The sequence below is a fragment of the Amycolatopsis panacis genome (assembly GCF_003600245.1).
Taxonomy (GTDB): domain Bacteria; phylum Actinomycetota; class Actinomycetes; order Mycobacteriales; family Pseudonocardiaceae; genus Amycolatopsis; species Amycolatopsis sulphurea.
This window is the reverse complement of sequence record NZ_QZFV01000043.1, coordinates 75,222-95,461: the sequence shown is the minus strand read 5'-3', so window position 1 is coordinate 95,461 and position 20,240 is coordinate 75,222. Positions and strand designations below refer to the sequence as shown.

Below are 20,240 nucleotides of genomic sequence, written 5' to 3'. Positions count from 1 at the left end.
CGGGTCCGGACTTCAGCCATCGTCCCCCTCGGTCTCCGGTTCCTCATCCGTTCCCGTCTCGAGAGCCACCTCCGCGGCGGCGTCCGGGCCGCGGTCCAGCAACACCCGGAACCCGTTCTCGTCCAGGACAGGCACTTTCAGCTGTACCGCCTTGTCGTACTTCGACCCCGGCGAGTCGCCCACGACCACGAACGCCGTCTTCTTGGACACTGACCCAGCCGCTTTGCCGCCCCGGGCCATGATGACTTCCTTGGCCTCGTCACGGGAAAACCCACCGAGCGAGCCGGTGACGACGATCGAAAGCCCCTCCAGGTTCCGGGGTACGGAGTCGTCTCGCTCCTCCGCCATCCGGACCCCGGCGTTTCGCCATTTTTCGACGATCTCCCGATGCCAGCCGACCTCGAACCACTCCTGCACGGCATGCGCGATCGTCGGCCCGACGCCGTCGACGTCCGCCAGCTCTTCCTCACTCGCCTCCTCGATCCGCTGCACCGAACCGAATTCGCGGGCAAGGGCCTGCGCCGCGGTGGGGCCGACGTGCCGGATCGACAGCGCGACGATCACCTTCCACAGTGGCCGGTCCTTCGCCGAATCAAGATTGGACAGCAATTTCCGCGCATTCGCCGAAAGCTCCCCCGCCTTGGTGCGGAACAACTCCACTTCGGCGAGCGAATCCTCGTCGAGGTCGAAAACGTCACCCTCATCTGCGACGACCCGCGCATCGAGCAGCGCGACCGCAGCCTCGTACCCGAGCACTTCGATGTCGAACGCACCGCGCCCGGCCAGGTGGAACAATCGCTCCCGAAGCTGCGCGGGGCAGAACCGCGTGTTGGGGCAACGGATATCCTTGTCGCCCTCCTTCTGATAGGCGAGTTCCGTCCCGCATTCGGGGCAGCTCGTCGGCATGACGAACTCGCGCTCGTCGCCCGTCCGCGCGTCCACGACTGGGCCCAGCACCTCCGGGATCACGTCGCCGGCTTTGCGGATCACGATCCGGTCACCGATCAGCACGCCTTTGCGCTTGACCTCTTCCTGGTTGTGCAACGTCGCACGCGCGACCGTGGATCCCGCGACCTTGACCGGCTCAGTAACCGCAAACGGCGTCACCCTTCCGGTCCGCCCGACCCCGACCTGGATGTCGAGCAGGGTCGTGATCGCTTCTTCCGGCGGATACTTGTACGCGATCGCCCAGCGGGGAGCCCGCGACGTGCTGCCGAGCCGACGCTGAAGCACGACTTGGTCGACCTTGATCACCACACCGTCGATCTCGTGCTCGGCGTCGTGCCGATGTTCCCCCCAATAGGCGATGTGATCGGTGAGTTCCTTCGCGATCCGCAGGACCCGGGTGTGCGGCGAAACAGGCAGCCCCCAGGCCGCCAGTGCGTCGTAGGCGTGCGACTGCGTGACCGGTTCGAAGCCCTCGCGCTTGCCGAGCCCGTGGCAGATCAGACGCAGCCGTCGCTGTTTGGTGATCTTGGGATCCTTCTGCCGCAACGAGCCTGCCGCCGTGTTACGCGGATTCGCATACGGCGGTTTACCCGCCTCGACCATCCGCGCGTTCAGGTCGAGGAAATCCTCGACCCGGAAGTAGACCTCGCCCCGCACCTCCACGAGCTTGGGCACCGGGAACTCGTCGGTGCCGGTCAGCTGGTCCGGAACCTGTTCCAGGGTGCGGATGTTGAGCGTGACGTCCTCACCGATGCGGCCGTCGCCGCGAGTGAGCCCGCGGGTGAGCTTGCCGTTTTCGTACAGGAGGTTGATGGCCAGCCCGTCGATCTTCAGCTCGGTCAGGTATTCGGTGGGCCCGATTTCTTTCTCCACGCGTTCGACCCAAGTCAGGAACTCGTCCTGGTCGAACACGTTGTCCAGGCTCAGCATGCGTTCGAGATGGTTGTGCGCCGTGAACTCGGTGGAGAATGTCCCGCCGACGTTCTGCGTCGGCGAATCAGGCGTGACGAGGGCCGGGTGCTCGTCCTCGATGGCCTGCAGATCACCGAGGAGCGCGTCGAACTGGCCATCGGACACGATCGGCGAGTCCAGCACGTAGTACCGGAACTGGTGACTGCGGATCTCCTCGGCAAGAGCGCCGTGGCGCTCGCGGACGTCGGCCGGCACGTCGGCCACGTCCGGTGCGGCCGCCTCGGCCGCCGGGTCCTGGGGTAGGTCGGTGCTGCTCACGGGTAGTGAGCCTAGCCGGAGGTACCGGCACTTTCGTCCGGTCGTTCCGGCAGCGTACGGACCAGGTCGCGGAACTCCACCAAGCCGACGGTGCCCTCGGGCTCGGATTCGGCCGTTTCGACCCGGCGTAGCCGCTCAGCGGCGACCCGCTCGCCCAACGCGGCGTCGAGCGGGAGGAACGTCAACGCGGTGCGCGCAGCCTCATCGAGATCCGTGAATGCCGGATGATGCACGGCCAGGTCGACGACATCCTCGTCGACCTGGGCGACGATCCGGACATCGGCGAGCGAGACCCGTTGCCCGCCGACGTTGACGGTCACCTCGGTCGGATCGGGCACCGGCGGCACCGAATCGTGGTACTCCCAGATCGCGTCATCCTGCGGCCCGGCGGCTTTCCAGGCGTCGGTGTACGGCCGCAATTCCGGATCTTCCTGACCGCTGAGGACCAGCGCATAAATCGCCTGGCGGCCGCGCTCCAGCGCGAAGTGCAACCGCGGATGCAAAGCTTCCACAAGCTGGCACAGGTCGTGCTCGACTCGGTGTGGCTCCCGATCCCCGAGTGCCGCGCTGACCTCCGGAAGCAGCTCGTACCAGCCTGTCCAGAACGCGGCTGCGGCCGTCGTCACGTCCGATGGCACCGGCTGCTCTGGCCACGGCGTGCGCGGGTCGGGCGGCAGCACGCCGGCTGTGGTCCCGGACTCCGCACGACGGCGGCGGAACAAACCCATGATCGCGGAACTCCCCCTCGTCTTTCTCCCGCCTGCTACAGTACGCGCCCCGCGACCGCCGGGTCCTCGGATCACCAGCTTTCAGGCGGCTCCAGGAATGCTTTGCCCAGGTCACGGCTCAGAGCGAGAGCTCGACGCAACCACTCGTTCGTGGCACCCGCCAGGCCGCAAGCCGGCGTCGGCACAGCCCGTTCAGCCAGGATGGCGCGATTGAAGCCCAGCCGGTCGACAAGGTTGAGCGCGGGCGCCGCGAGCTCCTTGAGCCCTGGCTGCGTCGCCGGGTCCGTGGACGGGACAAGGCCCAGGAAGAGTGATGTGCCGCTGTCCCAGGTTTCACCGACCTCATCGAGCAGCCCCGCCGAGGCGCCGCCGAGCTGGCTGACATCGAAGGCGATGGCACCAGCGCCGGCCGATCGCAAGAGCGCGATCGGCGGATGCGGAGCGCAACAATGGACGACGACCGGCTGACCGGTAATGCCACCGATTCGGTCGATCATCACAGTGAGTAGTTCCCGGGCCTCCGGCTCAGGCACAGCCGACACGTTGCCGTATCCGGAAGGCGTGGGCAGGCCTCCCGTGAGCACGGCCGGCAGCGATGGCTCGTCGAGCTGGACCACGACTGGCGCGCCGGTCCTGGCCGCAAGCTCACCGATGTACTGGGCAAGCCCATCGAGCAGCGACTCAACGAAGTCGCGCAACGCGCCGCGGTCAGTGAGTACGCGATGGCCACGGGTGAGCTCGATACCGGCGCCAAGCATCCACGGACCCGCGATCTGAGCCTTGATCACCGGTGGGGAGCCGACATTCTCCCGCGCCTGCTGAACCGCGTCGAGATCCCATTGCTGCAGGTCACGCCCACGCCTGTGGTCATGCCCAGGCCGCCCGGCCACGCGATACCCGCTCGGGACGACCTCGACGGCGAGGTCGACGAGCAACGCGGCGGTCCGGCCGATGAGATCCGCACCCACCCCGCGCGCCGGCAACTCAGGCACGTGTGGAAAGTCTGGCAATTCCCCGAAGACGACCGCCGCCGCCTCGACCGGATCGACCCCCGGCATCGAGCCGATCGCCGTCGCCGCACCCGCGGGCCAAGCTCGTTCAGTCACGAGCCGAATTGTCTCCGAACGGGCGATCGCCCGCCGCACCACCCCACACGACGGTGCCCGACCGCGATCTCGGCGATAGCCGGACATTCGCCGCATATCCCTTTGACAGCAACGATTTCGCGCCCTGCGAGATATCCTGAAATACGATGACCAGTCCTGCGCCACCACCCAACTGCCCCTTAGATGACGCGGCCGCCCCGGCGTCGCAACAGGACGATGAACGCCGACCGCCTCGCCACCGACCGTCGAAAGACGTCTTCGCACGCACCCTCTTCACCGAGCCGGTACTGGTCGTTACGCGCGACGCCGAGCCGCAGGAAGCCGCTGGCAGTGTGCATGGAGTCTTTGACCGCCGGGGAAACCGACTCGGCCACGTTGTGGACATGGGCCGGGGCTTCATGCGTCGAGCCGCCCGGCTGCTGCCGAGATACGCCCACTACGTTACTCAGCGGTTCGAAATCCAGGATGCGAACCACAGCGCGGTCCTGAAGGTGACAAGACCTGCCAAGGCCCCGCGAACCCGCTCCGTGGTCGCCCGCCCCGATGAAACCCCGATCGGCGAGGTCATCCTCAACGACACCGCCGACGAGGGACAGTTCACTCTCTTCGCCAACGGGGACCCCATCGCCACCGTCCACCTCGCCAGCCACAGCGGGGATGCCGTCATCAGAACCACGGTGGGTCTCGAGATCGCCCGGGTCGGCCAGCCATCGACGAGCATTTCGCCAACCAACGGCAACACATACGTCGTCGAGATCCCGGAACACCTTCCCGAACCTCTGGCCAGCATGGTTCTCGCGATCGCGCTCACCCCCGACACGACGCTTGGCCACTGAACCTCCTGAACACGTGACCGGTGTCTCACGCTCGCCCGTGGACACCAGCCCGGACACGGCTCAATGTAAAGAATGCCCGGGACGTCGAAGTCCCGCCTGTACGGGAGGTCGCTGTGGAGCCGTTGCCCGATGGCAACAACCCGAATTGGGCCGATCCCGGGATCTACGAAGTAGCCGACGGTGTCTACCGGATCCCCTTGCCGCTGCCGAACGACGAGCTGCGAGCCGTGAACGTCTACGCCGTCACAGACGGCAAAGATCTCGTTCTCGTCGACGCCGGCTGGGCTCTCGACGAAGCTCGCCAGCTCCTGGCCATCGCGCTGAAGGGCATCGGCGCAGAACTCGGCGACATCCGAGAATTCCTGATCACCCACGTGCACCGCGACCACTACACCCAAGCGGTTGCCCTTCGACGCGAATTCGGCGCCAAGATCGCTCTCGGCAAGCTTGAAGAGCCATCGCTGAAGGCCTCCTCCGATCCAGACCGCTTCCCCATGCAGGCGCAGATCGACCTCCTTCGCCGAAATGGCGGCGATGAGGTCGTCGAGGGGCTCAGCCGGGTGTTCGGGTCGAGCACTCGCCCCACGGAAACTCATCTCTGGGAAGAACCGGACGAGTGGTTGTCACCTGGTCACCGAAGCGTTCTGCCCGACCGGCGATTCGACGTCGTTCACACACCTGGACACACCAGCGGCCATGTAGTGTTCCTCGACGGCGACGCTGGCCTCTTGTTCTCCGGCGACCACGTCCTTCCGCACATCACACCGTCTATTGGCTTCCAGCCGGTTCCCACCGAGTTGCCGCTGAGCGACTACCTCGACTCGCTCCGCCTGGTCCGCTCGATGCCGGACCAACGAATGCTCCCGGCGCACGGACCTGTGACCGACAGCGCACACACCCGAGTCGATGAACTCCTCGAGCACCACGGTCAACGCCTCGAAACTATGGCAGCTCAAATCGTCGCCGGCGCCGATACGGCGTTCGAGGCGGCGAGCCGGCTGAGCTGGACACGCCGAAAGAGGAAGTTGTCCGAAATGGACGCCTTCAACCAGATGCTGGCAGTCCTCGAGACTGGCTCTCACCTTGATCTTCTTGCCTCGCAAGGAAAACTCGCGGCCATAGAGATAGATGGTGTTCGCCACTACCAAGCCGGGTAGCCCTGACGAAGATCGCCCATTCGATGGAACCGATCGCCAGGCGGTCCACCGCTTCTACGAACGCCTTGGTTTCGCGCGGCCACAGCAGATTTCGAGCTATGCCCCTGATCCTCTCCCCTCGGCAGTTCGCCGTCCTCCCGCAGCCCACTCTCCACCTCCACGGTGCCAGAGTCGCGAGCCGACTGCCAAGCAAAGTGCACGAGAGGTCCCATCACACCCAATTTTAGCTGACTGTGCACGCTCGAATGCGTATGGTGATGACCATGGGCAACCCGACCTCACCGACGAACCACGCCACTGCACCCGATTCCTCCAACGAGACAGCCGATTTGGCGTTCCTGCTGCGCGCGATGCACGCGGACCTTGGCCTTCTTCAACGCTTGCGTCCTGAGCAGCTCATGGCAGCGCTCAAGGAGACTGGTCGCGAGATCGCCCGGCTGCAGGCATTCCAGCTGCATTGCCTGGCAAGCCTACGAAGACGAAGATCCGATGCCCGTGAGCTGGCTTCCGAACTCGCGCTTACTCTGCACGTCACGGACAACCGGGCAGGCGCCATGATTTCCGCCGCTGAAGCCCTGACCAAGCGTCTTCCCCGGACCCTACGTCTCATGGACGAGGGAAAGCTCGACTTCTACCGGGCAATGAAGGTCACAGACGGGACCAGCTGGATGTCCGACCACGACGCACGGATCGTCGACGTTCTACTCGAAAGTCGTTTGGAAGAAAAGAATCCCACTCAGATCCGCAAGTCGACTGCTTATGCAGCAATGAAAATCGACCCCATCGGCGCAGCAAGCAGAATGGCCCAACGACGCAAGGAACGCCGGGTGGTCCTGCACCACCAAGACGAAGGAATCTCGCGGCTGGCAGTCGACAACGTCTCAACGGAGAAGGCGACCGCCGCCTACCTCCGGATCGACAAGATCGCCCGCGCGCTCCGAACCGGCACCGAGAAACGAACTCTCGATCAGCTACGCGCCGATGTCGCACTCGACCTGCTGCTCAGCGGAAGGGGCGGAGTCTCCGAAAAGACCGAGGTCTACCTCTACCTCGATCTCGAGACCTACCTCGGGCTCAACGAGAACCCCGCCGAGCTGACGGGTCATGGACCGATCCCAGCGGAACTGGCGCGGCACATCGCGACCGGCCCGGACACCACGCTTCGCCGAGTGATCACGGACCCGCTCACGGGACAGGTCATCGAGGTCGGCAAATTCCGCTACAAGCCCAGCCTCGACGTCGAGGAGTTCGTTCGGGTCCGCGACCGCGAGTGCCGTCAACCAGGCTGCCCCAGGCCCGCACAAAACTGTGTCGTCGAGCCCGTCGGCTCCCATCGCCGGAACACTGACACCTCGATGAGCTACTGTATTCGTCACCGTCGCCTGAAGAACCGTGCAGACTGGCAGTACAGGGTCCTCGACGGCGGCAAGGTCAGCATCACCACGCCTACCGGGCAGAGAATCGAGACCATCCCGCCGCCGGTACACGAACCACGTGCTGAACATCCCGAAGAAGAACGCTTGGGCGCATAGTCCCGTCGCGCTCAGCGTGTGCTGGAGATCTTAGCGCTGCCCAGCACAAGGTCACCGGCCTCGACGTCTCGCCGATAAAGGACAACGACCTGGCCGGGCGCCACACCACGCAACGGGTCACGCAGTTGGATGGCAACTCGACCGTCGGCATCGGCTTCCGCCACAGCCTCGGCGATGCCTCCATGTGCGCGCACCTGCACCATGCATTCCGTCGGCCCGTCCAACGCACTCCCGCTGGGCCAGGTTGCCTTGTCCGCCTCGATGACCTGCACGCCGAGATTTGCGGACGATCCGACCTTTACGTTGCCTGAAACCGGCTCGAGCGAGAGCACATACCGAGGTCGCCCGTCCGCGGCCGGCGCATCGATGCCCAGCCCCTTCCGCTGTCCGACAGTAAAGCCGTGCACGCCCGTGTGATGCCCGAGCACCGCGCCCGTCTCTGCGTCAATGAGGTCGCCTGGCCGCTGCCCCAACCGCTTCTCCAAGAACTTCTTGGTGTCGCCATCAGGGATGAAGCAGATGTCGTGGCTGTCCGGCTTCCTTGCCACCGACAGGCCACGCTGCTCGGCCTCGTCACGAACTTCCGACTTCCATGAATCACCCAGCGGGAACATTGCGTGGCGAAGCTGCTCCGGAGTCAGGGAAGCGAGGACATATGACTGGTCCTTGCCTTTGTCAGCGCTCCGGCGAAGCTCCAATGCGCCGCCGACAGTGGCCAACCTGGCGTAGTGGCCAGTGGCCACAGCGTCGAATCCGAGAGCCATAGCCTTTTCGAGCAACGCTTCGAATTTGATCTTCTCATTGCAGGTTACACACGGGTTCGGCGTGCGCCCAGCCGCATACTCGCCGACGAAGGTCTCGACAACCTCCTCGGTGAAACGCTCCGCGAAATCCCAGATATAGAAGGGGATCCCGAGGATGTCGGCGGCTCGGCGAGCGTCGTGCGAGTCCTCGATCGTGCAGCAACCGCGGGATCCCGTCCGCAGGGTGCCAGGCTGAGCGGAGAGCGCCAGGTGCACCCCGACGACGTCGTGCCCGGCATCGACAGCCCGTGCGGCGGCGACTGCCGAATCGACTCCGCCGCTCATGGCAGCCAGTACGCGCATCTCTTACACCTCCTGCTTCTGAGTTTGCTTGCGCATGCCGGCGAGGCCCGCTTGACGGGCTCTGGTGACGACACCGCCGATTTCACGGACAAGGGCCTTCACGTCGTCCAATGTGGACGTGTGGCCGAGCGAGAATCGAAGTGAGCCACGAGCAGCGGCGGCGTCCGCACCCATCGCCAACAAGACGTGGCTCGGTTGTGCGACACCGGCCGTGCATGCCGAGCCTGTGGAGCATTCGACTCCCTTGGCGTCCAGGAGCATCAGGAGACTGTCTCCCGCGCAGCCGGGAAAAGTGAAGTGGGCGTGGCTGGGTAGGCGTTCGCTATTGCGTCCATTCAGGATTGCGTCCGGGACTTCGCGCAGAACGGCTTCGACCAGTTCGTCTCGGAGTTGCTCAACGCGGGCGGCATACTCAGAGCGAGTGCTGACGCTCTCGTGGACGGCCGCTGCGAAACCGACAATCGCAGGCACATCGAGTGTGCCGGAGCGAACACTGCGCTCCTGGCCACCGCCGTGCAGGACCGGGACACAGGGGGTGTCGCGGCCGAGTAAGAGCGCGCCGACGCCGTAAGGACCGCCCAGCTTGTGGCCAGTCAAGGTGAGAGCGGCGGCACCGCTGGCGGCGAAATTGACCGGAATCGCGCCGACAGCCTGGACTGCGTCCGTGTGGAGGGGGATTTCGTACTCGTTACAGACCGTGGCGAGGGCGGCGATCGGATTGATCGTGCCGACTTCGTTGTTCGCCCACATCACCGTGGCCAGGGCGACGGTTTCGGCGTGAGCGCCGATCGCAGCGCGAAGAGTCTCCGGGACGACTCGGCCCTGGTCGTCGACCTCGAGCCAGGTGATCTCGGCGTTGGAGTTCTGCTCCAGCCACTCGACAGTGTCAAGAACCGCGTGGTGCTCGACCGTGCTGCAGAGGATGCGACGCCGGGCCGGGTCTTCGGCGTTGCGTGCCCAGTAGATGCCCTTGACTGCGAGGTTGTCACTCTCCGTGCCACCGGCGGTGAAGATGACCTCGGAAGGGCGGGCTCCGACGGCGGCCGCGATCACCTCGCGCGACTCCTCGACCGAGCGGCGAGCGCGGCGGCCTGAGGAATGCAACGCCGAGGCGTTGCCAACGGTGGGCAAAGCCTCGGTCATCGCCGCCACGGCTGCGGGCAGCATCGGAGTCGTCGCCGCATGGTCAAGGTAGGTCATCGCCCTATCAGGGTAGACCGCTGCAGGCCGTGACGGAGCCCACCCCGGCAGGTGGAGTGGCTCGTCACACGCGCTTCGGCCACCTGCTCGTGAGGCGGACACCCGTGAGCGCCAGCAGGACGAGGACCACGCTGAGCAGCCCCATCGCCGGGGACGGCTGAACAGCGGACGCGATCGCCGCCAGCAGGACTCCGCCGAGACTGATGAGCAGGGCGGATCCAGCCCAGTCAGCGAGTTGCATCGCGGAAGTGTTGAACCCCGTTCGCCCTCCGGCGAGTAGCGGAGCAGGAGAACCGAGATCGCGCGCATCGCGATCCCCATTCCGGCGCCGCCGATCGCGCACACCATGCAGGCGACCCCAGCCGGGAAACCGTGACTGTGCGACGAAACCGAAGCTGACGACGCCGAAATGTGACGAGGGCAACCCGGCATGCAGCGACGGCGGTGAGCGCCCGACCTCGGCTGACCGGGCCGTGTGTGCAACGTCTTAGTGCACCTGACGATCGTCGTGCAGTCCAGCGAGTTCGACGGAGGCTTCGACGTGCGCGACGACAGGTGCGAGCTGGTCGGCCAACACGTCGAAAGCAACGCGAACGGACTCATCCGACAATGTTTGGGCGCGATCGGTCACAGTGCGAAGTTCGTCGAGCGCGCGAGCCGCCAGGTCGGTGGCAGTCTGCCGGGCGACGGCATCACTGAACCGGCCCGATCGCAACCCCGACAAAACCGCGACAAGTGTCGCGGCGTGGGTTCGGCCGAGGTCGGTGACAGTCTGGTCGACCGTTGCCACGTCGAGATTGCCGGCGATCAGTTTCGGTTCGACTTCAGTGGCCCGCGTCGAGGCTGACCAGGTGCCGCAGCCGAACGGCGACGTCCAGAACGTCGGAAGGCGGATATGGATCCTCGGGACCAGCACAAGCACAGAACCGTTGCCGATCACCGGGCGAGAAGCCAGGACCGCAAGCCGACGTCCAACGCCACCGAAAGCCTCGTCCGGAATCGCCCGGTCAGCGAGGTAGTCGGAGCTTGACGCTAGTCACCCCATCGGTAGTCCCCTGGTCCCCACGGTCTTGTGCGGGCAACCGCGGGTCTGCATCACTGCCTCACGATGCGGGAGCAAGACGGGCAGGCCGTGCGAGAACTGCGACAGCATCCTCGGCCGGGAGACGGACCTGACCCGCACAACGACATTGAGCACCGCCGCCGGATCGGACCAGGATTCGTCCATGCGTCCCCACAGTGCACGACAGCGACGGGGTGTCCCGCCCGTCCGGGCTAGTGACCGCTACTCGTCCGGGTAGTTCGGAATGCACGGCTCGGCGCTTGGCTTTGAATGGGTACGTGCGGAGGCCGTCCAGAACGAAGGAGAGACGAACCGACATGCGAGCCATCACTTTTGCTGAGTACGGCGGGTCGGAAGTCCTGCGCCTGTCCGAAGTCCCGATGCCGGAACCCGGTCCCGGCCAGGTGCGCGTCGCCGTCCGGCGAGCGGGAGTCAATCCGCTCGACTGGAAGATCCGCAGCGGCGCTATGGCGAACGGTGCACCGCTGGAAAGCCCTCAGATTCCGGGCGTGGAACTCTCGGGAGTCGTCGACGCGGTCGGCGACAACGCAGAGTTCAGCATCGGTGAGGAGGTTTTCGGGTGGTCAAATGCGGGCTCATACGCGGAATTCGTAGTGCCCACGACCATAGGCCGCAAGCCGGCGGACCTCTCGTGGGACGATGCAGCGGCGTTGCCGGTCGCCGGCGAAACCTCGTTGCGCGTGCTTCGGCTGCTCGGGGTCAAAGCAGGCGAACTGCTGCTCATCCACGGGGCAAGCGGCGCCGTCGGGCGTTTCGCGACGCAGGTGGCTGTCAAGAACAGTGTGACGGTGATAGGCACTGCAGGGCAGCACAACCTCGACGAGGTCAGGTCGCTCGGCGCGATCCCGGTCCGCTACGGAGACGGCTGGCCGGACCGGGTCCGTGAGGCGGCATCCGGCCGCTCGGTCGACGCGGTGTTCGACACTGCGGGCCACGGCGTACTGCCGGATTCGATCGAGCTTCTCGGGTCAACCGAGCGAGTGGTGACGATCGCTGATCCGGCCGCATTCGAGCTGGGGGTGCCGTTCTCCTCCGGTGGCGACACGGATCTTGCGGAGGCCCTGAACGAAATCCTTGGTTATGTGCGAGGTGGGCTGCAGATTGCGCACGGAGCCAGCTATCCACTCGAGGACGCGGCGGCGGCTCAGGAAGAGAGCCAGAACGGGCATCCAGGTGGGAAGTTGACGATCGTCGTTTCTTGACCGGCTGCGGTCGGTGACCGCTGGGAGTGCTGACATCACTCCGACTCCGGCTGGCGCTTGCGGGGTTCAGCCGGCAGCGGGACCTCCGGAGTTGGGTAGGTCGTTTGATCGTGGTGAGACCGGGGTCTCCTGGCTGTCGCCGTTTGATGGCGCCGGTCGCGGTCGGTTGCCGCCGCTGGATGGCGACAACCGAGGAACCAAGGAGGGTGCCCGAATCGCCGTTCAATGGCGACGGACTCAGGAAAGTGAGGTGCACCTGCGTCTCGCCGTTGAGAGGCAACAGCTGGCTTAAGTCAGCCGGGGCGCGCGGAACTGTCGCCGTTCAGCGGCCAGAGTTGCGCGCGACCACGGCATCGTGCGACACGCGGGTGCGGGTCGTCGAGCGGCGGCGTTGCGAAGGAATCCGGACCGTGCCGAGGGCCGAGTGCACGGAAGCCTCGGCAAGGGCGGCCAAGGTGCTGCGATCTTCGGCTCGTCCCGGGGCGATTTCCGGGCACACGTGCGCTTCCAGGACCAGGCCGCGCAGGGCCGCGACCCGGCGAAGGGACGCGATGAGCGATTCCGGGCCGATGAAAGCCGGCTGGCTGGTTTCACGGCCGTCGACCAGGCAGTAGCGCAGGGCGATCGGGCGGACCGGGACGCCGCCGTCGATAGCCGCCTGGAACGTCGCCGTGGTGAAGCGGCCCAAAGCAAGACCGCACCAAGTGGTGCCCTCAGGGGTGACGTTCACGAGCGAGCCTGAGCGGAGGGCGTCCGACAGTTCCGCCACCGTGCCCGGCAGGGTGCGCAGGTGGTCGCGGTCCAAGAAGATGCTGCCGCCGCGGCGGACCAAAGTCCCCAGGACCGGCCAAGTAGCGATCTCGATCTTCGCGAGCGCACGCATCGGGCGCAGGGAGTTGATCGCGACGATGTCGAGCCACGAGATGTGGTTGTTGACGACGAGCGCGCCACGGCCGGCCGGTGCGGTCAGAAAATCGGCGCCGCCCTGCACGATCAGTCGGATGCCGAACGCCCGGAGCACGGACCGGAAGATTGTGCGGACCAATCGCTCCCGACCTTTGCCGCGGAGAACGAGCAGCATGGGAGTACAAAGTAAGGCTGCGAAGACTGCGGAACCGGCTGCGGAGTAACGCAGGATCCGGCGGGCCAAGCCCACCGTCGGAGCGCCCGTGGTCAGGCATTCGTCGCCGCAGGGAGACGTAGGCATCCAGGCGTGGCTCATGCCTGCGCTCCAAGGAAGAATTTCAGGTAGCGCTCGTCGACCTGGTGCAGATCGAGCAGGACGAAGAAGTCTGCGACGCCGAAGTCGGCGTCCAGCGCCGGCGGGCCATACGCCTTCGCCCCCAGCCGGACGTAACCCTTGATCAGCGGCGGGAGGACAGCACGTTCAGGGCGGGCGATCCCATCGGAGGACCAGGGGCGCAGCGGCGAGACCCGGCGTGAATCATCGGCGTAGTGCTTGCTGCGCAGGACATCCCACACCCCGGCGGCATAGCTGCCCCCGTCGTTCAGCGGGACCGAGGAGCAGCCCGCGAGGTAGCGGTGGCCGGAGAGCAGCATGTACCGCGCGATCCCGGCCCACACGAGGCTCACGACGGCGCCGCTGCGGTGCTCCGGGTGCACGCAGGACCGTCCGGTCTCGACCAGTGACGGGCGCAGGTCGGCGAGTGCGGACAGGTCAAATTCGCTGTCCGAGTAGAGTCTTCCGGCCGTGGCGGCGCGGTCCGGCGGCAACATCCGGTAGCAGCCGACGATCTCGCCGGTCTTGTCGTCGCGGACGACCAGGTGGTCGCAGAACTCGTCGAAGTAGTCGACGTCCGAGCCGGGCTGCAGGGAATTGAGCTGCGCCCCCATCTCCTCGGCGAACACTCGGTACCGCAGCCGCTGGGCGGCGAGCACTTCTTCGTTACCGTGTGCGACCAGGAGCGAATACCTCGGCGCGTCCGCGGGGAGGTCGACACCCGCCTGATCAGTGCTGACGAGGAGCTGTGACGACGTCATGGTCAAGGTGTACCCCCCACCGAGAAACCGCGGAGAGTGCCAATCGATGACCGATCAGTGCACGTTGAGTTAATTGCCGGTTCTCAGGCTTCTCTCAGGCTTTGGGTGATCCGGCACGGCGGCGTCCTCGGCTCGTGGCCACTTCGGCGACACCCCGGAACCACCTCGTGGCCATTTCGTGGCAACTCCAGACCTCGCGGCGGCTCCGGAAACCTGGGGCGGGCCAGCCCGCGGCCGCCGCCCCGAGGAAGCCGAAAGGACCTCGCAAGCAAGCCTTGGCCGTCTGGCAGCAACACCGGGTCATCTCCCGGCTTTCGCAGAGACCCCTCCTGAGGCCACAGCAAAGCAGCGCGCCAGAACGGCCAACGTGCGGCAAGCTCGCAAACCACGGCCGCAGAACACCATCCGGCCATCACCAGAGCGATCCCGGCGCCCCGGCGAAGAACCCCGGAAACACCGAAGGCCGCCGCGTACGCACGCGGCGGCCTTCAGAGCGGAAACGTCAGCCCTTGCGCTTGTCGACCGCCTCGGTCAGCTGCGGCGCGACGTTGAACAGGTCGCCCACCACACCGAAGTCGGCGATCTCGAAGATTGGCGCCTCGGCGTCCTTGTTGACCGCGATGATCGTCTTCGAGGTCTGCATGCCGGCCCGGTGCTGGATCGCGCCAGAAATACCGAGCGCGATGTACAGCTGCGGCGACACCGTCTTACCGGTCTGCCCCACCTGGAACTGGGCCGGGTAGTAGCCGGAGTCGACCGCGGCGCGGGAGGCACCGACGGCCGCGCCGAGCGAGTCGGCCAGCTTCTCCACGACGTCGAACTTCTCCGCCGAGCCGACACCACGGCCACCGGAGACGACGATCGACGCTTCGGTCAGCTCCGGCCGATCCCCGCCGACCACCGGCTCGATGCCGGTGACCTTGGCCGACTTGGCCGGATCCTGCGCCGGAATCTCGACGACCTCCTCGGCGGCGGCGCCTTCGGCGGCTTCGGCCTCGACGGCGCCCGGACGGACCGAGACGACCGGCGCGCCCTTGGCGGCCTTCGACTTCACGGAGAACGCCCCGCCGAAGATCGACTGGTCCACGGAACCGTCGGAGTTCACCCCGACCGCGTCGTAGAGCAGACCGGACCCAAGGCGGAACGCGACGCGCGCGGCCACCTCCTTACCCTCGGCGCTGGCGGCGACGAGCACCGCGGCCGGGGAGACCTGCTCGGCGACCTTCGTCAGCACGTCGACCTTCGGGGTCACCAGGTAGCCCGTCGCGTCGTCGCCCTCGGCGACGTACACCTTGGCCGCGCCGTGACCCGCGAGCGCCTCCTTGGCCTTCGCCCCGGCGCCGGTCGGGCCGACGACCACGGCGGAGGGCTCGCCCAGCGCGCGGGCGGCGGTCAGCAGCTCGAGCGTGACCTTCTTGACATCACCGTCGACGTGGTCGACGAGGACGAGTACTTCAGCCATTTCGGAATCCTCCTCGAAACCCTGTCTCAGATGAGCTTCTGCGCGACCAGGTACTCGGCGACCTTGCTGCCGCCGTCACCCTCGTCCTCGACCTTCTCGCCCGCGGTGCGCGGCGGCTTCGGGGACGACTCGACGACCGTGGACCACGCGTTGCCGAGACCGACCTCGCCCGCGTCGACGCCCAGGTCCGCGATGGTCAGCGTCTCGACCGGCTTCTTCTTCGCAGCCATGATGCCCTTGAACGACGGGTACCGCGGCTCGTTGATCTTCTCGCTGACGCTCACCAGCGCGGGCAGGTTCGCCTCGAGGTGGGTGATGCCGTCCTCGGTCTCACGGTCGGCCTTCACGCTGGTGCCCTCGACGGTCAGCGCACGCACATAGGTCAGCTGCGGCAGGCCGAGGATCTCGGCCAGGATCGCGGGCACCGCGGCGCCCCGTCCGTCGGACGCCTCATTGCCGGCGATGATCAGGTCGTAGCCCTCGACCTTGCCGACGGCGGCGGCGAGCACCTTCGCGGTGGCGATCGCGTCCGAACCGTGCAGCGCCTCGTCGGAGACGTGAATGGCCTTGTCGGCGCCCATCGAGAGGGCCTTGCGGATGGCGTCGGTCGCGCGGTCCGGGCCGACCGAGATCACGGTGACCTCGCCCTCGCCGGCTTCCTTGATCTTCAGCGCTTCCTCTACGGCCTTCTCGTTGATCTCGTCGAGCACGGCGTCGGCGGATTCGCGGTCAAGCGTGTGGTCGGAACCGGAGAGCTTCCGCTCCGAGTAAGTGTCCGGTACCTGCTTGACCAGGACAACGATGTTCGTCATGGGTCTTCTTCGACCTCCCGGTAGGGGCCGGCTCTCGGCCGCGGGACAGTGCTCTACTGGCCGGTAGATTAGGGCTATTCCGGCGCCAGGACTCGCCGAGGTGACGGCATTCACCTGGAAGAGCAACTTCCTGGGACTATCGTCCCAGTAGTTGCGGGATTGCCCCACCCCGGTCGAAGATCGCCCGATCGGGGGATTGGTCCCTACTCCCGGTAGGACCTGAGGCACTAACCTCCGGCAGCATGTCCGCGCACATCGCCGTAGTCACCGACTCGACCTCGTGCCTGCCCGGGAACCTCGCCACACAGTGGGGGATCGGTGTCGTACAGGTCCAGCTCCACGTCGGGGACCAGACGGACGATGAGCACCGTTTCGATCGGAACCGGCTCGTCGAGGCCATGAGGACCGGCACCCCGGTGTCGACGTCCCCACCTGATCCCGGTGCCTTCTTCTGGACCTACCAGGACGCAGTCGCCGCCGGCGCGTCCGCCGTGGTCAGCCTGCACATTTCCGGCCGCCTGTCGGACACCGTGCTGGCGGCTCGCGAGGCGGCACAGCAGATCCGGGTCCCGGTGCACATCCTCGACAGCGGAACGTCCAGCATGAGCCTGGGTTTCGCCGTGGTGTCCGCCGCCCGGGTAGCCGGCGCGGGTGGGCAACTCGACCGGGTACTCGACGCCGCGGAACGACGCGTTCGCGGGTCCACCGAACTGATCTACGTCGACACCCTCGAGTACTTACGGCGATCAGGACGGATAGGTGCTGCTCAGTCACTGCTGGGCAGCGCGTTCTCGATCAAGCCGTTGCTCACCGTCCGCAACGGTGAGGTGAGCCCGCTCGCTCGGGTCCCCGGTGCCAGGCGGGCGCTGGGCCGGCTCGTCGACCTCGCCGCGAACGCCGCCGGAGACCAGCAGGTCGACCTCGCCGTGACGCGTTTCGGCTCGGACGAACGTGAGGTCGTGCGACGGTTGAAGGAACGAATTCCGAACATCGGCGATCTCCTGGTAGGCGACGCGAGCACCGTGATCGGCGCGCACATCGGCCCCGGCGCATTGAGCATCACAGTGTCGCCGGTGAACTGACCATCGCCCGGCGTCCCGGCAGCATCAGCGTCACGAGCGGGACCACGACTGCGAGCGTCACGTTCTGGAGAACCTGGTCGGTCGGCGGGAAGTGCGCCCGAAGTGATAGCCGATGTGCGGAATGGAGAACAGCAGCGCCGCCGCCGAAACCATCCGTGCGACGGCTGTGGTGCCGATCACGGCTCCGCCGAGCAGGACCGTCACGAGTGCAGGACTCAAGCCCCGAAGTCGCGGATCAGATGTTCATTGAACGGCCAAGTCCACGAACGCCCAGCCGCTCCGGAAGCCGGGAAAGTCCAGGTAGTACCCCATCGGCGCGTCCGTCGCCCAGATCCCTTGCGCCAACTCGACGAGACCGAGCAGTACCAGCAAGATGCGTGTGATTGTCCGTTGCATGCGGCAGGAACGAGGCGAACGAGCCGGATGCGACGCGCTAGGGTCGCGCAGGTGACCCACGCAGCCACCCGGGCCGAGGCACTGCACCTCACCGGCGAACGGACCGTCCCCGGCATCCCGGAGGAGAATTACTGGTTCCGGCGCCACGAAGCCGCCTACCTCGCCCTGCTGCCACACTGCGCCGACGCGACGGTGCTGGAAGCAGGCTGCGGCGAGGGATACGGCGCAGGACTCATCGCCCGGCACGCGCGCCGGGTGCTGGCGCTGGACTACGACGTGCCGACCACCGAACATGTCGCGCGCCGCTACCCCGACGTCACCGTGGCCCGCGGGAACCTCGCGTACCTCCCGGTGGCGGACCGGGCGGTCGACATCGTCGCGAACTTCCAGGTCATCGAGCACCTCTGGGACCAGGGCGGCTTCCTCGCGGAATGCCACCGCGTTCTGCGGCCGGGCGGGAAACTGCTGGTCACGACCCCGAATAGGCTCACCTTCACACCGGAGGGCGACACTCCGCTCAATCCGTTCCATACTCGCGAGCTAGCACCGTCCGAATTGGACGGTCTACTGCGCGCCGCCGGCTTCGATGTGGAGACACTGCACGGCCTTCACCACGCAGAAAGCCTGCGTGCAGCGGAAAAGCGGCATGGCGGTTCGATTGTCGACGCCCAGCTGGCGGTCGTCATGGGCGCACTGCCAGGGCAAGCCACATGGCCTGCGAAGCTGCTCGCCGATGTCGCTGCGATTCGCGCGGAGGATTTCGCGGTGCATGGCAGGAATCTCGACGCCAGTCTCGATCTTGTGGCCGTGGCGGTGCGCCTGTGAGCGTCCGGCAGCCCGAGCACGAAGGCACGTTCTGCCTGGTCCTGCACAGTCACCTGCCGTGGCTGCCACACCACGGCAGCTGGCCGGTCGGCGAGGAATGGCTCTACCAGGCGTGGACCCATTCGTACTTGCCGGTCGTCGATCTGCTGCGCCGTTTCGCCGATGAGGAGCGCCGCGATGTGCTCACCCTCGGCATGACGCCAGTGCTCGCCGCCCAGCTGGACGATCCTTATGCGATCCGGGCGTGTCACGACTGGCTGGGCCACTGGCAATTGCGCGCCCGCCACGCGTCGACGCTCTGGCACGGCGACCCGCTCCTGCGTGCGCTGGCCGCGGCCGAGCACCAAACCGCCGCGCGTGCCACGGAGGAGCTGGAAACCCGCTGGCGGCATGGCTTTTCCCCGATTCTCCGCTCGCTGGTGGACAGTTCTACGATCGAACTGCTCGGCGGCCCGCTGGCCCATCCGTTCCAACCGCTGCTCGACGGACGCGTGCGGCAGTTCGCGTTGCAGGCGGGGCTGGCGGATACGGCGTTGCGCCTCGGCCGAGCGCCGGCGGGCATCTGGGCTCCGGAATGCGGTTACGCACCGGGTCTCGAACGAGACTATCACGACGCCGGTGTCCAGCGGTTCCTTGTCGACGGCCCGTCCCTGCACGGTGATACGTGGGCTGCGCACCCGGTCGGCGAGTCGGACGTGATCTGCTTCGGCCGCGACCTCGAGGTGACTTACCGGGTGTGGTCACCAAAAGCCGGTTACCCGGGGCATTCGGCATACCGAGATTTCCACACGTGGGCACATGAAGTAGGGCTCAAGGCCGCGCGAGTGACCGGCAAGAACGTGGAGCCGCAGGACAAAGCGCCGTACGACCCGGCACTGGCCGCAGACGTGTTGGGCTTGCATGTCAAGGATTTCGTGGAAACGGTCGTCACGCGGCTGCGGTCACTCCGCGAACGGAATGACCGGCCGGCGCTGGTCGTGGCCGCTTACGACACGGAGCTTTTCGGCCATTGGTGGCACGAAGGACCCGCTTGGCTGGAGGGAATTCTGCGTGCCTTGCCCGAGGCGGGCGTGCGGGTGACAACGCTGCAAGGCGCGCTGGAGTCCGGGCACGTCGGGGCGCCGGTGAACCTGCCAGCGTCGTCATGGGGTTCGGGGAAGGACTGGCGGGTTTGGGACGGTGAGCAGGTCGCGGACCTGGTGCAGGACAACACTGCGCTGCAGGCCCGGCTGCTCGATCTTATAGACCGGAGCGAGGGGACCGCTCGCGACGCGGTTGTCGACCAGGCGGTGACGGAGGCGATGCTGGCCCTGTCCAGCGACTGGGCGTTCATGGTCACCAAGGATTCCGCCGCCGACTACGCACGCCGGCGCGCCCGCGTGCACACCGAACGTTTCGACGCATTGTCCGCCCTGCTCCACCGCGGCGACCCGACCCGTGCGCGCACTCTCGCCGACGAATACCGCCGGGTCGACAACCCGTTCGGCCATTTGGACGCACGCGGCCTGCGTCGTCCGTCCGTGTGACTATTTG

Annotated in this window: 20 protein-coding genes; 7 read left to right on the top strand and 13 right to left on the bottom strand. The window is 66.4% G+C overall.

Translation table 11 applies throughout. The features are described from left to right. Positions 1-12: 12 nt before the first annotated feature. The 3 genes from ligA to D5S19_RS03675 all read right to left on the bottom strand — a co-directional run bounded on the left by ligA (position 13) and on the right by D5S19_RS03675 (position 4,012). A complete protein-coding gene (ligA, locus tag D5S19_RS03685) occupies positions 13-2,178 on the bottom strand; it encodes an NAD-dependent DNA ligase LigA (protein ID WP_120021919.1) in 2,166 nt (721 codons plus the stop codon). 11 nt (positions 2,179-2,189) lie between these two features. After that, positions 2,190-2,906 carry a hypothetical protein gene (locus tag D5S19_RS03680; protein ID WP_120021918.1) on the bottom strand — a complete coding sequence of 239 codons (717 nt, stop codon included), beginning with the start codon at positions 2,904-2,906 and terminating at the stop codon, positions 2,190-2,192. A gap of 71 nt (positions 2,907-2,977) precedes the next feature. Beyond that, positions 2,978-4,012, bottom strand: coding sequence for a methionine synthase (locus D5S19_RS03675; protein WP_120021952.1), 1,035 nt, complete (start codon positions 4,010-4,012; stop codon positions 2,978-2,980). Positions 4,013-4,158: 146 nt separating this feature from the next. On the opposite strand from D5S19_RS03675, the gene D5S19_RS03665 reads away from it, so the two are divergent. The 3 genes from D5S19_RS03665 (at position 4,159) to D5S19_RS03655 (ending at position 7,537) form a co-directional block, all read left to right on the top strand. Continuing rightward, the gene (locus D5S19_RS03665) at positions 4,159-4,848 is read left to right on the top strand and encodes a hypothetical protein (protein ID WP_147397322.1); all 690 of its coding nucleotides are present in this window, start codon (positions 4,159-4,161) and stop codon (positions 4,846-4,848) included. A 113-nt stretch (positions 4,849-4,961) separates the two neighbouring features. Beyond that, positions 4,962-6,005, top strand: coding sequence for an MBL fold metallo-hydrolase (locus D5S19_RS03660; RefSeq protein ID WP_120021915.1), 1,044 nt, complete (start codon positions 4,962-4,964; stop codon positions 6,003-6,005). A 263-nt stretch (positions 6,006-6,268) separates the two neighbouring features. Then, positions 6,269-7,537 carry a DUF222 domain-containing protein gene (locus D5S19_RS03655; protein ID WP_233573692.1) on the top strand — a complete coding sequence of 423 codons (1,269 nt, stop codon included), beginning with the start codon at positions 6,269-6,271 and terminating at the stop codon, positions 7,535-7,537. Positions 7,538-7,548: 11 nt separating this feature from the next. Here the strand turns inward: D5S19_RS03655 and mnmA are convergent, their stop codons facing one another. The 4 genes from mnmA to D5S19_RS03635 all read right to left on the bottom strand — a co-directional run bounded on the left by mnmA (position 7,549) and on the right by D5S19_RS03635 (position 10,783). Further along, complete coding sequence (mnmA, locus tag D5S19_RS03650) at positions 7,549-8,643, bottom strand: tRNA 2-thiouridine(34) synthase MnmA (RefSeq protein ID WP_120021913.1); 1,095 nt, start codon at positions 8,641-8,643, stop codon at positions 7,549-7,551. A gap of 3 nt (positions 8,644-8,646) precedes the next feature. Then, positions 8,647-9,843, bottom strand: a complete 1,197-nt coding sequence (locus D5S19_RS03645) for a cysteine desulfurase family protein (protein ID WP_120021912.1) — start codon at positions 9,841-9,843, stop codon at positions 8,647-8,649. 64 nt (positions 9,844-9,907) lie between these two features. Next, on the bottom strand, positions 9,908-10,084 hold the full coding sequence (locus tag D5S19_RS34035) for a hypothetical protein (RefSeq protein ID WP_407641705.1): 177 nt from the start codon (positions 10,082-10,084) through the stop codon (positions 9,908-9,910). Between the two features lie 246 nt (positions 10,085-10,330). Beyond that, positions 10,331-10,783 (bottom strand): hypothetical protein, encoded by a 453-nt coding sequence (locus D5S19_RS03635; protein WP_120021911.1) that lies wholly within the window; start codon positions 10,781-10,783, stop codon positions 10,331-10,333. Positions 10,784-11,223: 440 nt separating this feature from the next. Between D5S19_RS03635 and D5S19_RS03625 the strand changes: the two genes are divergently transcribed. Beyond that, a complete protein-coding gene (locus D5S19_RS03625; protein WP_120021909.1) occupies positions 11,224-12,129 on the top strand; it encodes an NADP-dependent oxidoreductase in 906 nt (301 codons plus the stop codon). A gap of 322 nt (positions 12,130-12,451) precedes the next feature. Here D5S19_RS03625 and D5S19_RS03620 read toward each other — a convergent pair whose 3' ends face one another. From D5S19_RS03620 to D5S19_RS03605, 4 genes are all read right to left on the bottom strand, one after another. Then, positions 12,452-13,351 carry a lysophospholipid acyltransferase family protein gene (locus D5S19_RS03620; RefSeq protein ID WP_120021908.1) on the bottom strand — a complete coding sequence of 300 codons (900 nt, stop codon included), beginning with the start codon at positions 13,349-13,351 and terminating at the stop codon, positions 12,452-12,454. Next, positions 13,348-14,130, bottom strand: a complete 783-nt coding sequence (locus D5S19_RS03615) for a GNAT family N-acetyltransferase (protein ID WP_120021907.1) — start codon at positions 14,128-14,130, stop codon at positions 13,348-13,350. Before D5S19_RS03615 ends, D5S19_RS03620 begins: the two co-directional genes overlap by 4 nt. 502 nt (positions 14,131-14,632) lie before the next feature. Then, positions 14,633-15,592, bottom strand: coding sequence for an electron transfer flavoprotein subunit alpha/FixB family protein (locus D5S19_RS03610; protein WP_120021906.1), 960 nt, complete (start codon positions 15,590-15,592; stop codon positions 14,633-14,635). A 26-nt stretch (positions 15,593-15,618) separates the two neighbouring features. Continuing rightward, the gene (locus D5S19_RS03605; RefSeq protein WP_120021905.1) at positions 15,619-16,404 is read right to left on the bottom strand and encodes an electron transfer flavoprotein subunit beta/FixA family protein; all 786 of its coding nucleotides are present in this window, start codon (positions 16,402-16,404) and stop codon (positions 15,619-15,621) included. A gap of 242 nt (positions 16,405-16,646) precedes the next feature. On the opposite strand from D5S19_RS03605, the gene D5S19_RS03600 reads away from it, so the two are divergent. After that, positions 16,647-17,486: a DegV family protein gene (locus D5S19_RS03600; protein ID WP_120021904.1), complete on the top strand. Its 840-nt coding sequence runs from the start codon at positions 16,647-16,649 to the stop codon at positions 17,484-17,486. A 57-nt stretch (positions 17,487-17,543) separates the two neighbouring features. Here D5S19_RS03600 and D5S19_RS33725 read toward each other — a convergent pair whose 3' ends face one another. Both D5S19_RS33725 and D5S19_RS33720 read right to left on the bottom strand, forming a co-directional pair. After that, complete coding sequence (locus D5S19_RS33725; protein ID WP_325050212.1) at positions 17,544-17,705, bottom strand: hypothetical protein; 162 nt, start codon at positions 17,703-17,705, stop codon at positions 17,544-17,546. 24 nt (positions 17,706-17,729) lie between these two features. Then, complete coding sequence (locus D5S19_RS33720; protein ID WP_325050211.1) at positions 17,730-17,858, bottom strand: hypothetical protein; 129 nt, start codon at positions 17,856-17,858, stop codon at positions 17,730-17,732. A gap of 75 nt (positions 17,859-17,933) precedes the next feature. Between D5S19_RS33720 and D5S19_RS03590 the strand changes: the two genes are divergently transcribed. Both D5S19_RS03590 and D5S19_RS03585 read left to right on the top strand, forming a co-directional pair. Then, complete coding sequence (locus D5S19_RS03590; RefSeq protein WP_199730325.1) at positions 17,934-18,707, top strand: class I SAM-dependent methyltransferase; 774 nt, start codon at positions 17,934-17,936, stop codon at positions 18,705-18,707. After that, on the top strand, positions 18,704-20,233 hold the full coding sequence (locus tag D5S19_RS03585) for a 1,4-alpha-glucan branching protein domain-containing protein (protein ID WP_233573691.1): 1,530 nt from the start codon (positions 18,704-18,706) through the stop codon (positions 20,231-20,233). The genes D5S19_RS03590 and D5S19_RS03585 overlap by 4 nt, the downstream gene beginning before the upstream one ends. The last annotated feature ends 7 nt before the right edge of the window (positions 20,234-20,240 follow it).

What these genes read in the sequence shown, in the direction of transcription:
- D5S19_RS03625 (WP_120021909.1), top strand. Translation starts at nt 11,224, where the DNA reads ATGCGAGCCATCACTTTTGCTGAGTACGGCGGGTCGGAAGTCCTGCGC.
- D5S19_RS03615 (WP_120021907.1), bottom strand. Translation starts at nt 14,130, where the DNA reads ATGACGTCGTCACAGCTCCTCGTCAGCACTGATCAGGCGGGTGTCGAC.
- D5S19_RS03655 (WP_233573692.1), top strand. Translation starts at nt 6,269, where the DNA reads ATGGGCAACCCGACCTCACCGACGAACCACGCCACTGCACCCGATTCC.
- D5S19_RS34035 (WP_407641705.1), bottom strand. Translation starts at nt 10,084, where the DNA reads ATGCAACTCGCTGACTGGGCTGGATCCGCCCTGCTCATCAGTCTCGGC.
- D5S19_RS03605 (WP_120021905.1), bottom strand. Translation starts at nt 16,404, where the DNA reads ATGACGAACATCGTTGTCCTGGTCAAGCAGGTACCGGACACTTACTCG.
- D5S19_RS03645 (WP_120021912.1), bottom strand. Translation starts at nt 9,843, where the DNA reads ATGACCTACCTTGACCATGCGGCGACGACTCCGATGCTGCCCGCAGCC.
- D5S19_RS03600 (WP_120021904.1), top strand. Translation starts at nt 16,647, where the DNA reads ATGTCCGCGCACATCGCCGTAGTCACCGACTCGACCTCGTGCCTGCCC.
- D5S19_RS03665 (WP_147397322.1), top strand. Translation starts at nt 4,159, where the DNA reads ATGACCAGTCCTGCGCCACCACCCAACTGCCCCTTAGATGACGCGGCC.
- D5S19_RS03620 (WP_120021908.1), bottom strand. Translation starts at nt 13,351, where the DNA reads ATGAGCCACGCCTGGATGCCTACGTCTCCCTGCGGCGACGAATGCCTG.
- D5S19_RS03610 (WP_120021906.1), bottom strand. Translation starts at nt 15,592, where the DNA reads ATGGCTGAAGTACTCGTCCTCGTCGACCACGTCGACGGTGATGTCAAG.
- mnmA (WP_120021913.1), bottom strand. Translation starts at nt 8,643, where the DNA reads ATGCGCGTACTGGCTGCCATGAGCGGCGGAGTCGATTCGGCAGTCGCC.
- D5S19_RS03680 (WP_120021918.1), bottom strand. Translation starts at nt 2,906, where the DNA reads ATGGGTTTGTTCCGCCGCCGTCGTGCGGAGTCCGGGACCACAGCCGGC.